Origin of the sequence: Hymenobacter canadensis (assembly GCF_027359925.1) — a bacterium.
Classification (GTDB): Bacteria; Bacteroidota; Bacteroidia; order Cytophagales; family Hymenobacteraceae; genus Hymenobacter; species Hymenobacter canadensis.
Genome location: NZ_CP114767.1, coordinates 3,359,478 through 3,373,308, shown reverse-complemented (window position 1 = coordinate 3,373,308; position 13,831 = coordinate 3,359,478). Strand labels below are relative to the sequence as shown.

The window sequence follows — 13,831 nt, the reverse complement described above, 5'->3', positions numbered from 1 at the left end:
GGCCAGCGGAATCCGGCCGCCTGCGAAGTCGCAGAGCGTTAGGATACTAGGAATGTAAGAATTTTGCGGCGGCTGCGCGTGCAGCGCTAAGCTCTGCCTTGGCGACGAGCAACGCGAGTATCTACGCGTTGGCGCAAGTGGCGCGGTTCCGCATACTCGCGTTGCTCGCCGCCAAGCCGGAGCTTAGCGTTACTCCGTCGGGCTCTGGAACAGCGTCAGCGTGATGTGGTCGGCGAGGAGCTTGCCCTGGTCGGTGAGGCGCAGGATGCCGTCGGCGTCGAGGGTGGCTAGGTTGGTGGCCTGCAACTCGTGCAGGTAGGTGGCCTGCTGCGTGAGCAGGTCCACGCCGAGTATGTCGCGCAGGTGGTGCAGGTCGGTGCCGTAGGCGGTGCGCAGGCTGGTCATCAGGTACTCGTTGGCGCGGTCCAGCGGCGAGAGGACTTCGATGGTGGCGGGCACCTCCTGCCGCTCCAGCACGGCGGCCACGTACTGCGGGTTGTTGGCGAGAGTGTACTGGCGGCTGTGGCCGTTGAAGGAGTGCGCGCTCGGACCAAGGCCCAGGTAGGGCACTCCGCGCCAGTATGCCGAGTTGTGCCTCGACTCACGGCCGGGCTGGCAGAAGTTGCTGATTTCGTACTGCTGGTAGCCGTGGCGGGCCATTTCCAGGAGCAGCAGCTCAAACTGCCGGGCCACAAAGTCGTCGGGCGGCGGGCGGAACGTGCCTTTCTGCTGGCGCCGGCCAAACACGGTGTCGGGCTCCACGGTGAGGGCGTAGCAGGAGAGGTGCGGCACACCCAGCGCGAAGGCCGCTGCCACATCCTGCTCCCAGATGGCGTGGCTGTCGGCGGGCACCCCGTAAATCAGATCCACCGAAATGTTCTCGAAGCCCGCGTCCTGCGCCAGCCGCACCGCCGCGCCCGACTCCGTGGCCGAGTGCGCCCGGTTCATCAGGCGCAAATGCGGCTCGTGGAAGCTTTGCAGCCCGATGCTGAGCCGGTTGATGGGCGAGGCCGCCAGCTCCCGCACCTTCTGCGGCGTCAGGTCGTCGGGGTTGGCTTCCAGCGTGACTTCCACATCCGCGGCCACCCGGAAGTGCCGGTGGATGGCGTCGAACAGCTGCTCCAGCTCGGCCTGGGTGAGCAGGGAAGGCGTGCCGCCGCCGAAGTAGATGGTGTTCAGCGTGGCCTGCGGGCCCAGATAGTCGGCGCGCAGGGCCAGCTCCTGGGTAATGGCCTCCACGAGCCGGCTCTTCAGGGCCATACTGGTGCTGAAGTGGAAGTCACAGTAGTGGCAGGCCTGCTTGCAGAAGGGGATGTGGAGGTACAGTCCGGGCAAAGTAGGGGCGCGTTGCACGCGCCCGAAAGGCCGGGCGCTACCGCAGGAGCAAAGATACGGCCGGGAGCGTGGGCGGGAGGCAGCTGCGTCAGCGAAGAATAGCAGCAGGCCATAGTTGCCGAAAAGTGCGTAGCGGCGGCAGATTCGCCGGCAAACTTCGCGTCGCTATGTGGCTCTTTTTCGGGTTCTACACACCTGCTGTCGCTGGGTGACTTCTCTTTAATGTGCTGATATTCAGTATGAAGGCAAGGGAAATGACTTAGCCTGTGGTGCTGTGTAGAATAGTGCTGATATCCAGAAGTTGCAGGCGTAGCTTGGGTGCCAAAGTACCATCGGCTATAGCTTGCGTCTTCTGAGTCAGAGCAGCAATTCGGGTATCGTAGCTGGCGATTAAGGCTTCAACAGACCCGGTGTTTGTGATGCAACCAGATATAGCCTCCGCGCTCAGCTCCAGCGTGCCTGCCTTTTCCAGGCTGTTGTCCGCATCCATATCCAGACGAGGCAGCATGTGTTCTTCTGGGCCGTGTACATAGCCCATTGCTGCGGGAATCAGTATGCCGAAGTATCGGGCGGACGCAAAATCCTGCATCGTTGGCTTTCTCGGTTCCTTGTAGTCAATCAGGGTCAGATAGTAGTGCTTGCTGGTTTTCTGCGCGATGAAGGAGGCGTAGAAAGTGAGCTGGTCGTAGCTGATGCTCAGGCAGTCACCTCTTCTGTACTTCGCGCGTTTGCCTCTCACTTTATCTGTTGACATATGCTTAATGGTAGGCTTCATGAATCCTTAATAACGATGTCCAAGCGTAAAATGGGGTTTCCCTATAGCCAGTAATGGACAGTAGGAATCAAATCTACTGTTTGATACCGAGAAGCAATAACGCCTCAATTAATAGTAGCTGATCTACCCCGAAACGCACGAAAACCCTCGTTTTGCGTTTACTTGCCATCATGGCTGCCCGCTTACTGCTTTTTCTGGGTTGGTGCTGGCTGCTGACGGGCAGCCCGGGCGCCGCGTGGGCCCAAACCACGCCGCTCAACCTCAATCTGCCTCCGCAGGCTATGCCGGCCCTGCCGCCGGATACCACCCGCACCACCCGCCCCGATACCACCCAGGCCAGCCGTCCCGATAGCGCCCGTGCCGCCGCGCCCGCCCGCCGGGCGGCGCTGCCGGTGCGCAAGCCCCGCGTGCTGGTACTGGAAGCCGAAGCCGCCGACCGCGCCGTGCTGCGCCGCTACCGTACTAAGGCCGTGTTGCCCGATTCGCTGGCCGTGCTGCGCGAAGTGCGCGAGCTGGTACTGGCGCTGCAGGGCCAGAGCTACCTAACGGCCTCCGCTGACGCCATGCGCTGGCGCCGCGACACGGTGCGGGTGCAGCTCTACATCGGCGAGCAGTTTCGGTGGGCGCGGCTGCGCAACGGCAACCTCGGCGACGGCCTGCTCACGCGCGCCGGCTACCGCGAAAAGCTGTACCGCGAGCAGCCGTTTCAGCCGCAGGAGTGGAGCCGGCTGCAGCAGCGCATCCTCACCGAAGCCGAAAACCAGGGCTTCCCGTTCGCCATCGTGCGGCTGGACTCGGTGCAGCTGCGCGGCGCGGATATTGAGGGGCGCGTGGTGCTGGAGCGGGGCCCGGTCATCGTGTTCGACTCGCTGCAGATTGTGGGCAATACCAAAACCAAGAAGCGCTTCCTGACTAAGTATCTGCAGATTTTCCCCAACCAGCCCTACAGCCAGGAGAGGGTGCAGGAAGCGGCCCGGCGGTTGCGGCAACTGCCGTATCTGCAGCTCAAGGCCGAGCCAGAAGTGCGGTTTGCGCAGGGCCGGGCGCGGGTGTATCTGCTGCTCGAAGACCGCACCGCCAACCAGTTCGACGCCATTGTGGGCGTGCTGCCCAACCCCACGCCCACCCTCGGCCAGAAGCGCGTACAGCTCACCGGCGACGTCACGATTGCGCTGCGCAACCTCAAGGGCGGCGGCAAAGGGCTGGGCCTGCAATGGCGCAAGGTGGATGCCAACTCGCAGCAGCTCGACGCCCAATACAGCCACCCCACGTTTTTCGGCACGCCGCTGGAGCTGGACGGCAACTTCAACCTCTACCGCCAGACCGACCCCGTCAATGCCTTCCAGACGCTGCGCCCGCGCCTGCAGATTACGTATCCGACGGCGCGGGCCGGGCGCGTGGGGTTCTTCACAGAGTGGCGCAGCTCGCGCCTGCTGCTCGTGGACAGCCTGGCTACGGCCCTGCCCCAGAACATCGACTCCCGCTTCACCGCTTACGGCCTCGACTACGTCTGGACCACGCTCGACGACCCGTTTTTCCCGCGTACCGGCGTGCTGGCCAGCGGGCAGGCGTCGGTGGGCAGCAAGCTCATCAGCCGCAACGCTGAGCTGAAGGAAGAGCTGTACCTGGGTTTGCCGCTACGCACCACGCAGGTGAGCGTGAGCACCCGGCTGGAGCGCTACAACCGCATCGGGCGGGGCGGGGTGCTGCTGGCCCGGGTGCGCGGCGAGGCGCTGTTCAACCGCCGGCTGTTCCTCAACGACCTGTTCCGGCTGGGCGGCCTCTCCACGCTGCGCGGCTTCAACGAGCTGAACTTCTACGCCAGCCAGTACGCCGTGGGCACCCTGGAATACCGCCAGTTCACCGGCCCCGACGCCTACGTCTTCGCCTTCATCGACCAGGGCTACCTGCGCCTCGACATCCTGACGGCCTCCAACAACGACGCGCCCACCGGCCTGGGCGCCGGCCTGAGCTTCCGCACTGGCGCCGGCCAGTTCCAGTTCGTGTACGCCCTCGGCCGCGACCGGCAGCAGAAGCTGGCACTGGGCGCCGGCAAAATCCACTTCGGCATCACCAGTAGGTTTTAGGTTGGTGGACATAGAAAAGCCCTGTCATCCTGAGCGGAGCGAAGGACCTTATCACGTATGAATTCCTGTCGAACAGGTTCGTTCAGGTGTGATAAGGTCCTTCGCTCCGCTCAGGATGACAGGGCTTTATTCCTGCTGACTCTTACTTCATCAAAGCGCTTTTCAGCTCGGCGGCGGCCATGTCCTGGGCCTGGGCGGCCTGGGGCACTACGGCAGCCATGCCGAAGAACTCGTGCGTTACGCCGTCGAAGTTCTGGTACTTGGTGGCTACGCCGGCGGCTTTCAGCTTGTCGGCCAGCATGCTGCCGTCGCTCATCAGCGGGTCGAGGCTGGCGGTGATGACGGTAGAGGCGGGCAGGCCTTTCAGGTTGGCATTCACCAGCGAAATCATCGGGCTCTTGCCATCGGCAGCGCTACGCAGGTATTTGTCGAAGAACCACCCCATCATGGCCTTGTTCAGGGGCTTGGCTTCGGCGTTTTTCTGGTAAGAAGGCGTGTCCATGTCGTAGCCGGCGATGGGATACACCAGCACTTGGTGCAGCGGCATCATCACCTTTTTGTCGCGGGCCATCATGCTCACCGAGGCGGCCAGGTTGCCGCCGGCGCTTTCGCCCACTACCGCAATTTTCTTGGGGTCGCCATTAAACGAAGCGGCATTTTTCAGCACCCACTCATACGCCGCAAACGAGTCGTTGTGGGCCGTTGGGAACTTGTTTTCGGGGGCCTGACGGTAGGCCACCGACACGAAGATGGCGCCAGTTTTCTCCACCAGCCCGCGCACGGAGCCGTCGTAGGTATCGAGGTTGGCAATCACCCAGCCGCCGCCGTGGTAGTAAACCACCACCGGTAGCGGGCCGGTAGCGCCTTTGGGCGTGTAGATGCGCACTTTCACACCGGGCATCACCATGCGGCTCATCGTATCGGCCGTGACGGCCGGCGCGGGCATGTTCTTGTCGCGCATCAGCTTCATCACGGCATCGGTGGGCGTGGGCTGCTGGCGGGCCTCCTGGGCCGTGAGGGTTGCAATGGGCTTGCCGCCCAGGGTGCCAAGCGTTTCCATAACGGCCAGCATTTCGGGCTTGATGCCGGTAGCCCAGGCCGGGGCCGGGCCGGTAGGCTGCACGGCCATAGAACCGGCGGCCATCGCCGTATCCGTGGCCATCATGGTCGAATCGGTGGAGGCAGTAGTGGTGGCCGAGTCGGTAGTTTGGGTGCTGTTGCAGGAGGTGAGGCCGAGGCCGGCCAGCAGCAGCGAGGCGGCCAGCGTATTGCGCGTTTTGGAAGTGTAGGTCATGAGTTGTAGTTGGCTGTGGTTGGGTAGTACAAAATGGTGACGGGCTTTACGGCAAGTCACCGGCTTAGGTGTTGGAAACCCGCAATTGTGTACAATAAGACGGCGGCTGTTTTGAAATCAAAAAAATTTTGTGACTGACAGTCAGGGGGCAACCGGCCGTTAAGGGGTATTTATGCGCCCTGCAGTGGCATTTCCCAAAAAGCCTCTTACATTTGTATCACCAAACAGTGCGGGGTGGAGCAGTTGGTAGCTCGTTGGGCTCATAACCCAAAGGTCACTGGTTCGAGTCCAGTCCCCGCTACCTTCAAAAAGGCCAGATAGTTCTTCGGAATTGTCTGGCCTTTTTCGTGCCCTAATCGTGCCGCCTTACTTTGTAAAAGATAAAAATTTATTATATAAATAATATTTTATATATTTCCTGTATCTTCTTACCTAACTCCTTTTGCTATGGCGGCCAAGTACCATATCAAGCAGTGTGCAGTGGAATTCCGGGTGACGCAGGCTGAATTCACGGACGCTATCCAGTACTATGAAGGCGTGTTTGGCGTCAGCCACCGCAAAACCGACCAGCCGGAACTGGTGCTGCTGACGGCCTATAAGAAGAAGAAACGGCTGTTTTTTGTGGGTATCCGGGCCATGGCGGCGGGAAGTACCGTGCTGGGGCCGGTGGTGTACTGGTTCACCGACAGCAACATTGAGGAGGCATATAACGACATCCTGAGCGGCCAAAAACCCGGCCCGCACGATGAGCCGCCGGTGGCCGACGTTGAGGGCCACTACCGCAGCAGCGTCATGGACATCTACGACAACCGGTTCGGGTCCATCAATCCCGACTACCCGTTCGTGCCTAGAGAGGAATAAAAAGAGCTTAATAATCAGACTTTTTGAAATCAAGTTCAACGGTTTGTTTTCTGATGCATTTCAGAACCGCGCCGATAGCATCAATCCGGACTTTCCAGGATTTTTGCCGTGGTATGCTAAGGGCAACAAGAGCACCTGGGGCACTGTAGTGGGCCTGCCGGGGCTGAGCGTAGCGGGGGCGCTGGTGTGGCGTGGGGCCAACAAATAAGTAGCAGCCGCAACCGCTAGGCAAATCGACTAGGCCTCTACCTCTTTCCTGCTGCTTATGCTGCGCTGTCGACCACTGGTTTTGCTGCTGGCTACGGGGCTTCTGCCCGGCGGCGGTGCGCTGGCCCAGACGCGCGCCCTGGACAGCCTGCGCCAGCTGGTAGCCAGCCATCCGCAGGCCGACACGACCCGGGTGCGCCGGCTACAGGCCCTGGCCACGGAGGTAGGCAAGCAGCAGCCCGCCGAAGCCATTGCCGTGACCAAGCAGGCTCTGGCGCTGGCCCGCCGCATTACCGACCCCGTGGGCGAGGGGCAGGCCCTGCTGCGCCTGGGCACACTCTACCGTCGCCAGGCCGACTTTGCCCCGGCCCTGGAATACACTGAGCAGGCCCGGACTCTGTTTACGCGCCGCACCGACCGCGCCGGCCTCAGCAACGTGTATATGCAACTCAGCCTGATCTACATGGTGCAGGGCAGCCCGGTGCCCGCCATGCAGGCCGCTCTGAAAGGCCTGCACTTGGCCGAGCAGGTGGGCGACCAGCAAGCCAAAGTACGGCTGCGCGTTACGCTGGGCAGCATCTACAACCAGCTCGGCGACTACCGCAGTGCGGTGCTGGTGCTGCAGACGGCCCTGCGCGACGCCGATCAGATCGGGGATGAGCGGGCGGTGGCTTCGGCCCTGAATGTGCTCGGCAACTCCTATCAGCAGCAGCAGCGCTACCGGCCGGCGCTGGCCAGCTACCAGCGGGCTATTGCCCTTAACCGCAAGCTCGGCGACAGCAAGAGCGAGGCCATTGATGAGATTGACGTGGCGGAGCTGTATGAAGAGCAGGGCCGTCACCCGCTGGCCCTGCTGCACGGCCGGCGCGCCCGCCAGCTCACCCGCACCGGCAACGACCTGTTCAGCCTGCCCGCCGCCGAGCTGATTCTGGCGCGCGTGTACCTGGCCCTGAACCAGCCCGACAGTGCTATTGTGCTGGCCCGGCACGGCCTGCAGCTCAGCCAGCGGCACCGCAACAACGAAAATATCCGCAACGCCAGCGACGTACTGGCCCGCGCCTACTCGGCCCGCGGCGACTCGGCGCGGGCCTTCACCTACCTGCAGCTGTATGTGGCCTACAAGGATACCTTGTCGGGCGAGGAGGTGCAGCAGCAGACCAGCGCCCTGCGCTACGGCTTCGAGCTCGATAAAAAGCAGCAGCAGATTGCCCTGCTCACCAAAACCCGCCAGCTGCAGGCCCAGAAAAGCGCCCGCCAGCGCCAGCAGCTCTACGCCTTGCTGGCGGGGCTGGGCAGCCTGCTGGTGCTGGCCTCGCTATTGTGGCGCAACGTGGTGCTCAAGCAGCGGGCCAACCGCCAGCTCAACGAGCGCAACGACCAGATTGCCCGGCAGCGCGACAACCTTGACCAGACCCTGCACCAGCTGCAGGCCACTCAGCGCCAGCTGGTGCAGCGCGAGAAAATGGCCAGTCTCGGCGAGCTGACGGCCGGCGTGGCCCACGAAATCCAGAACCCGCTCAACTTCGTGAACAATTTTGCGGAGGTGAGCGGCGAGCTGCTGGCCGAGCTGCGCCAGGAGCTGGAAACTGAACCGCTGCCCCCACCCCGGCGCGCCATTCTGCGGGTCCTGCTTCAGGACCTGGACGGCATGCAGCAGAAAATAGCGGAGCACGGCCACCGCGCCGACAGCATTGTGAAGGGCATGCTGGAACACTCGCGCGCCAGCACCGGCCAGCGCCGCCCCACCGACCTCAACACCCTGGTTGACGAATACCTGCGCCTGAGCTACCACGGCCTGCGGGCTAAGGACAAGAACTTCAACGTGCTCATCACCACCCACCTCGACCCCCACATTGGGCTGGTAGAGGTGGTGCCGCAGGACCTGAGCCGGGTGCTGCTCAACCTGTTTACCAACGCTTTCTATGCCGTGGCCGAAAAGCAGCGCCACCTACCGCAAGGGTATCAGCCGGAGGTGAAAGTCTGCACCCGCCGCCACGCCGACGAGGTGGAAATTCGGGTGCGCGACAACGGAATGGGCATTGCCGCGGCCCTCACCGACAAGGTGTTTCAGCCTTTTTTCACTACCAAGCCGCCGGGCGAGGGCACCGGGCTGGGTTTGTCGCTGAGCTATGATGTGGTGACGCGGGTACATGGCGGCACGCTTTCGGTGGATACCCAGGAAGGCGATTTTGCGGAATTCATCGTGCGGCTGCCGCTGAGCGTAGATTATTAAATGAATGAAATAGTTATAAAATTTATTTATTAAGTCTATGTAAATTGCGTTTCTAACGGGCATCTGCTAGCCTATCACTTTAAGACTGCTACGATGAACATACTGGTAGTCGACGACGAAACCGACGTGAAGCCGTTGTTTGAGCTGCGCTTTCGCCGCGAAATTCGCAGCGGCGAACACCTGTTTACGTTCGTGTTTTCGGGGGAGGATGCGCTGGAATACCTGCACCAGCACCCCACTGAGCCGGTAGTGGTGCTTTCTGACATCAATATGCCCGGCATGAGCGGGCTGGAGCTGTTGCGGCGCATCCGGGCCACCCGCGAGTTGCCCACCACCCGCGTGCTGATGCTCACGGCCAATGCCGACGACGCCAGCCGGCAGCAGGCCCGCTACGACGGGGCCGAGGACCTGCTGGCCAAGCCCGTGGATTTTGCCGCCCTCAAACACAAGCTCAGCCTGGAGCCGGCCGCATGAAAACCAAGATTCTGGTAGTTGACGACGAAGCCGACCTGCAGCTGCTGATCCGGCAACGCTTCCGCCGCAAAATCCGGGAGGAGGCCTACGAGTTTGTGTTTGCCGGCAACGGCGAGGAAGCCCTGGCCGTGCTGGCCGCCCACCCCGACGTTGATGTGGTGCTGGCCGACATCAATATGCCCGTGATGGATGGCCTGACGCTGCTCACACGGCTGCGCGAAACCAATCCGGTGGTGAAAACCGTGATGGTATCGGCCTACGGCGACCTGGCCAACATCCGGACGGCCATGAACCGCGGCGCCTTCGATTTCGTGTGCAAGCCGGTGGATTACAACGATCTGGAGCTGACCATCGAAAAAACCATTGTGCAGGTGCAAGAGCTGCGCACGGCGCTGCACATGATGGAGGAAAACAAGGTGCTGCGCCTGTACGTGGACGAAACGGTGCTCAAGTTCATGGCCCGGCCCGAGTTCAGCAACCGGCTGCTGGCCAGCGAAACCATTCAGGCCACGGTGGTTTTCATCGATATCTGCGGCTTCACGATGCTGGCCGAAAAGATGCCGGCCCAGGAAGTGGTAGCCATGCTTAACACCTACTTCGACCAGATGGTGAAGGAAATCATCACCCAGGGCGGCTACGTGGACAAGTTTGTGGGCGACGCCGTAATGGCCGTATTCCGGGGCGACTACCACCTCGACCGCGCCATCGACGCCTCGCTGGCCGTGCGCAACCTCGTGCAGAACATGCCGCGCGTGCTGCCCGAAGGCCTGGACTACGAGCCAGCGGTGTCCATCGGTATCAGCTCCGGCGAAATGGTGTCCGGCAACATCGGCTCGGCCACCCTGCGCCGCCTCGACTACACCGTCATCGGGGATGTGGTGAACCTGGGCCAGCGCCTGCAGGATGCCGCTCAGCGCCACCAGATCCTTATCACCGCCGCCATTCATGCCCGCGTGCAGGATTCGTTTCGGTGCCAGGCCGTGGGCGAGGGGCACCTCAAGAACAAAGCCGAGCCGGTGATGCTCTACGAGGTGCTGGAGTGAGTGAGGTGATGGGGTTGTGGGGATGAGGTAATAGGGTGATGAAGAAGAACGTCATGCAGAGGCGCCGCCGAAGTATCTCGCGGGCGCCTCACCCCCCCGGCCCCCTCTCCGAAAAGGAGAGGGGGAGCCGGACGAAAGTTTCTCAGGCGATACAGTCTTGGGAATTAGCCCGCTGGCGAGATTCCTCGCTCCGCTCGGAATGACGTTCTTCCCTCATCACCCCATCACCCCATCACCCCATCACCCCATCACCCCATCACCCCACCATTTCATTCTGGCGGCGCAGGCGCTGGCAGAGCACCCGTACTACGTTGCGCAGCACTTCGCCGCGCTCCTCCATCAGCTCATAGAAATCTTCCTGATCCAGGCGCAGCAGGCGGGTGGGGCCGGCGGCTACCGCCGAGGCGGAGCGCGGCTCGGCATCGAATAGGGCCAGCTCGCCAAAACACTCGCCTTTGCCGAAGCGGGCCAGCTGCCGGGGGCCGTCCAGAATGTCTACTTCGCCGGCATACACCATAAACAGGCACGCGCCCAGCTCGCCCTTCGGGAAGATGACCTGTCCGTCGGTGTAGCTGACTTCCTGCAGAATGGCCACGATGCTGGTCAGCACGTTTTCGGGCGTTTCGGCAAACAGGGCGGTGCTTTTGAGCAGCAGTACCTGCTCGATAATGGAAATGGAGGCGGAAGTGGGAGTCGCGTGCATAAGGTAGGTGCCAAGGGCCGGGTGCGCAGCCAGCAGCTGCTGAAAATGGGTGTAGCCGGTGGTGCGCAGGTGCTCCAGGGCCAGCAGGGCGCTTTCGTGCAGCAAGGGCTGGCCGGAGTGCAGGTAGGGCAGCAGCCAGCGTAGGTCGTGGGCGGTGGGTTGCCACTGGCGCAGCGCCACGCTTATCGTCCAGGTAGAAAACATGGCCTCGCCCTGGCGCACCAGAAACGCCGTCAGGGTTTCGGTGCCGGGCAGGCGGCCCAGCAGTTCGTCGAGGAGGCGGGCCTTTTCCGCCGGGGGCAAATGGTCATCGAGCACGGCCTGCAGGGCCAGATACAGGTTGCGCGGCAGTACGTTGTCGAGTAGCTCCAGGGCATTGGCGCGCCGCTCAGCGCTGGCTTGCGCCAGGTTGCGCTGGGCCTGCACCACGGTGGTGGTTTCGTAGAGCTGCCCCAGCAGATTGAAGATGCGCTGGTGCAGGCTGGCCAGCTCGTAGGTGAGGCTGGCCGCCAGCGGGCCGGCCGGGGCAGTGCCCAGTCCCCGCAGCAGGCGGTGCGCCAAGCTGATTTCCTCATGCAGCAGCCGCTGAAAAATCGGCTGGTCGGCGGGGTGCGGATGGAAGTTGCGCAGGGCCCGCAGTGCTGCGGCCCGCAGCGGGATGGAGGGGCGCTGCACCAGTTCCAGCAGCAGCAGCCGGCTGGCCGGGCTCCCGATGCGGCCCAGAATGGCCGGCAGGTGCAACGTGGCGGCCGTAGCCGGTGCCGCCGGCCGCAGGGCGTGGTGCAGGTGCGGCAGGGCCGCGTCGGCGAGCTGCACGAGGCCGGCGGCGGCCTGGGCTCTGAACGCCGCCTGCGGGAGCAGCCGCAGCACAGCCGGGGCCAGATCGAGGGTGGCGTGCCCGGCGGCCGGCACCCGCACCACGGCCCGGAGCCCGGCCTGCACCACGCTGGGGTCGGGGCTGTGCAGGGCCTCCCGCAGCAGCGCCGCCTGCTGGGGGGCGGGCAGGTAGTGGCTCAGGCCTAGCGCCGCTTGGCGGGCCGCAGGATTGGGCAGCGCCAAGAGCCTACCCAGGCTTTCCTGGGCCAACGGGCAGTTGGGTTTGGTGGCCAGCCGCCCGTGTAGCGCACCGGCGCAGGCCGCCACATCGGCTGGGTTTAGCAAGGTTTGCAGGGTTTCCAGCACCAGCGCCGGGTGGCTGCCGAGGCGCTGAGCGGCGGTCTGGCGCAGCTGTGGAGCCGGGTCGGAGGTGGCCAGTTGATGCAGCAGCGCGGGCGGGAGCTGGCCGGGCAGGAGCAGCAGCAGCGCCTGGTGGCGCACCTGGTCGTTGGGGTAGTGTAGCAGGGTGGGGGCCGCCTCGGCCAGGGCTTCCGGGAAATGAATCTGGAGCCACTGCAGCGCGGGCAGCACCTCGGTGGGGCGCGAACTGCCGAGGCTGCGCAGCATCAGGGCCCGGGCCGTGTCGGGCAGGGCCAGCTCCTGATGGTCGAGGAAGCGCAGCTCCAGGGCCTCATGCAGCTCGGAAAGGTAGTGCTGGTAGGCCCGGTGCAGCAGCCACAGCGCCGCCAGCAGCAGCAGCACCATCCAGACAAGATGCCCCCACACGCTGCGCAGCCCCAGCAGCGGCAGCCCCAGAAACAGCCCACCCGCCAGCGCCATGCCCAGCGGCTCATACAGGCCCTTGAGGGTGGTATGTCCCTGCAGCCGCTGCACCGCACTCAGGGGCTGCAGCAGCACCAGGAAGATAGGCTCGAACACCGCCCGGCGCAGCACTTCCACCAGCAGATACAGCGTGCAGCAGTAGAGCAGCACCCGGTTTTCGGTGAGGCCCAGGGCCTGCAGCGGCACAAACAGCAGCAGCGCCAGCAGCAGCGTCAGCGGCAGCACGGCCAGCGCCCGCCGCGCCCCCAGCTGTTCCAGCGCCGGCCTCGAAACCAGCAGCTTAAACACCGTGGCCAGCAGATAGGTGATGGCCAGCATCTTCCCGATGTAGATAATGAGGTCGGTATGATGATGATAGCGCTGCTTCACGTTCACGAAAAACAGGTACTCGGTGCCGGCCATCACGGCGGCCAGCGCCAGCACGCCCAGCCCCATAGCCCGCACCAGCGAATTGCCGCCCGGCAGCCACGATACCGGCGCCCCCTGCCAGGGCCGGGCTGGCGAGTGGCGCGCGTGCAACGGGTGCCGCTGCAGAATGGCGCGCAGCGTGAAAAAGGTGCTGGCATACAGCAGTAGCGCCGTAACCAGCAGCAAAGCCAGCTGGGTGTGCGCGTATACGGTGGTGGCCAGCACGGCCCCCAGGGCTTTGGCCGGCAGGTCGCCGGCGCTGATGAGGCTGAACAGCCGCTTGCTCTGCCGCACATTGAATACCAGCGCCGACAGCCCCCAGAACTCCAGATTAGTGAGCAGGTAGATCAGGCGGTAGCCCACCACCAGCGCCAGCACCGCCGCCAGCGAGTGGCCCAGCAGCAGCAGCGCCGCCACGCTGCCCGTGAGCAGCAACACCGCCACCAGCACCCACACCGCCAGATACCGCAACGACAGCCGGTGCTCCAGCCAGGCATACGCGCGCCCCACCAGCACCAGGGCCAGGGCAGCCACCAGATACGAGAGCGGCAGGCTGTGGTCGGGGTGGCTTTCCAGCAGCACCACCGAGGCCGTGACGTACACCAGCATGGTGCCGGCCCCCAGCAGGAAGTGGTGCAGAAAAAACAGCCAGACGGTAGCCGCCTCCGGTGTCCGGATTCCGAGCAGCCGGTGCCAGTACTGCGCTACGTTCATCAGAATAGAGGTTTATTTCGATATTATGTATAATATAT

General features: G+C 63.4%; 9 protein-coding genes and 1 tRNA gene. 6 read left to right on the top strand and 4 right to left on the bottom strand.

All coding sequences use genetic code 11. The annotated features are described in order from the left end of the window. Positions 1-189: 189 nt before the first annotated feature. Both hemW and O3303_RS14420 read right to left on the bottom strand, forming a co-directional pair. On the bottom strand, positions 190-1,335 hold the full coding sequence (gene hemW / locus O3303_RS14425) for a radical SAM family heme chaperone HemW (RefSeq protein ID WP_269559095.1): 1,146 nt from the start codon (positions 1,333-1,335) through the stop codon (positions 190-192). A gap of 259 nt (positions 1,336-1,594) precedes the next feature. Then, the gene (locus tag O3303_RS14420) at positions 1,595-2,110 is read right to left on the bottom strand and encodes a hypothetical protein (protein WP_269559094.1); all 516 of its coding nucleotides are present in this window, start codon (positions 2,108-2,110) and stop codon (positions 1,595-1,597) included. Between the two features lie 170 nt (positions 2,111-2,280). Between O3303_RS14420 and O3303_RS14415 the strand changes: the two genes are divergently transcribed. After that, a complete protein-coding gene (locus tag O3303_RS14415) occupies positions 2,281-4,197 on the top strand; it encodes a BamA/TamA family outer membrane protein (RefSeq protein WP_269559093.1) in 1,917 nt (638 codons plus the stop codon). Between the two features lie 142 nt (positions 4,198-4,339). On the opposite strand, the gene O3303_RS14410 is transcribed toward O3303_RS14415, so the two are convergent. Then, positions 4,340-5,491, bottom strand: a complete 1,152-nt coding sequence (locus O3303_RS14410) for an alpha/beta hydrolase (RefSeq protein WP_269559092.1) — start codon at positions 5,489-5,491, stop codon at positions 4,340-4,342. Between the two features lie 228 nt (positions 5,492-5,719). On the opposite strand from O3303_RS14410, the gene O3303_RS14405 reads away from it, so the two are divergent. The 5 genes from O3303_RS14405 to O3303_RS14385 all read left to right on the top strand — a co-directional run bounded on the left by O3303_RS14405 (position 5,720) and on the right by O3303_RS14385 (position 10,309). After that, positions 5,720-5,792, top strand: a tRNA-Met gene (locus tag O3303_RS14405). A 146-nt stretch (positions 5,793-5,938) separates the two neighbouring features. Continuing rightward, positions 5,939-6,352: a hypothetical protein gene (locus O3303_RS14400; protein WP_269559091.1), complete on the top strand. Its 414-nt coding sequence runs from the start codon at positions 5,939-5,941 to the stop codon at positions 6,350-6,352. Positions 6,353-6,617: 265 nt separating this feature from the next. Next, positions 6,618-8,792: a tetratricopeptide repeat protein gene (locus tag O3303_RS14395; RefSeq protein WP_269559090.1), complete on the top strand. Its 2,175-nt coding sequence runs from the start codon at positions 6,618-6,620 to the stop codon at positions 8,790-8,792. A gap of 93 nt (positions 8,793-8,885) precedes the next feature. After that, a complete protein-coding gene (locus O3303_RS14390; protein ID WP_269559089.1) occupies positions 8,886-9,266 on the top strand; it encodes a response regulator in 381 nt (126 codons plus the stop codon). Next, the gene (locus O3303_RS14385) at positions 9,263-10,309 is read left to right on the top strand and encodes an adenylate/guanylate cyclase domain-containing protein (protein WP_269559088.1); all 1,047 of its coding nucleotides are present in this window, start codon (positions 9,263-9,265) and stop codon (positions 10,307-10,309) included. Before O3303_RS14390 ends, O3303_RS14385 begins: the two co-directional genes overlap by 4 nt. Before the next feature lie 256 nt (positions 10,310-10,565). Here O3303_RS14385 and O3303_RS14380 read toward each other — a convergent pair whose 3' ends face one another. Then, the gene (locus O3303_RS14380; protein WP_269559087.1) at positions 10,566-13,793 is read right to left on the bottom strand and encodes a cyclic nucleotide-binding domain-containing protein; all 3,228 of its coding nucleotides are present in this window, start codon (positions 13,791-13,793) and stop codon (positions 10,566-10,568) included. Positions 13,794-13,831: the final 38 nt, after the last annotated feature.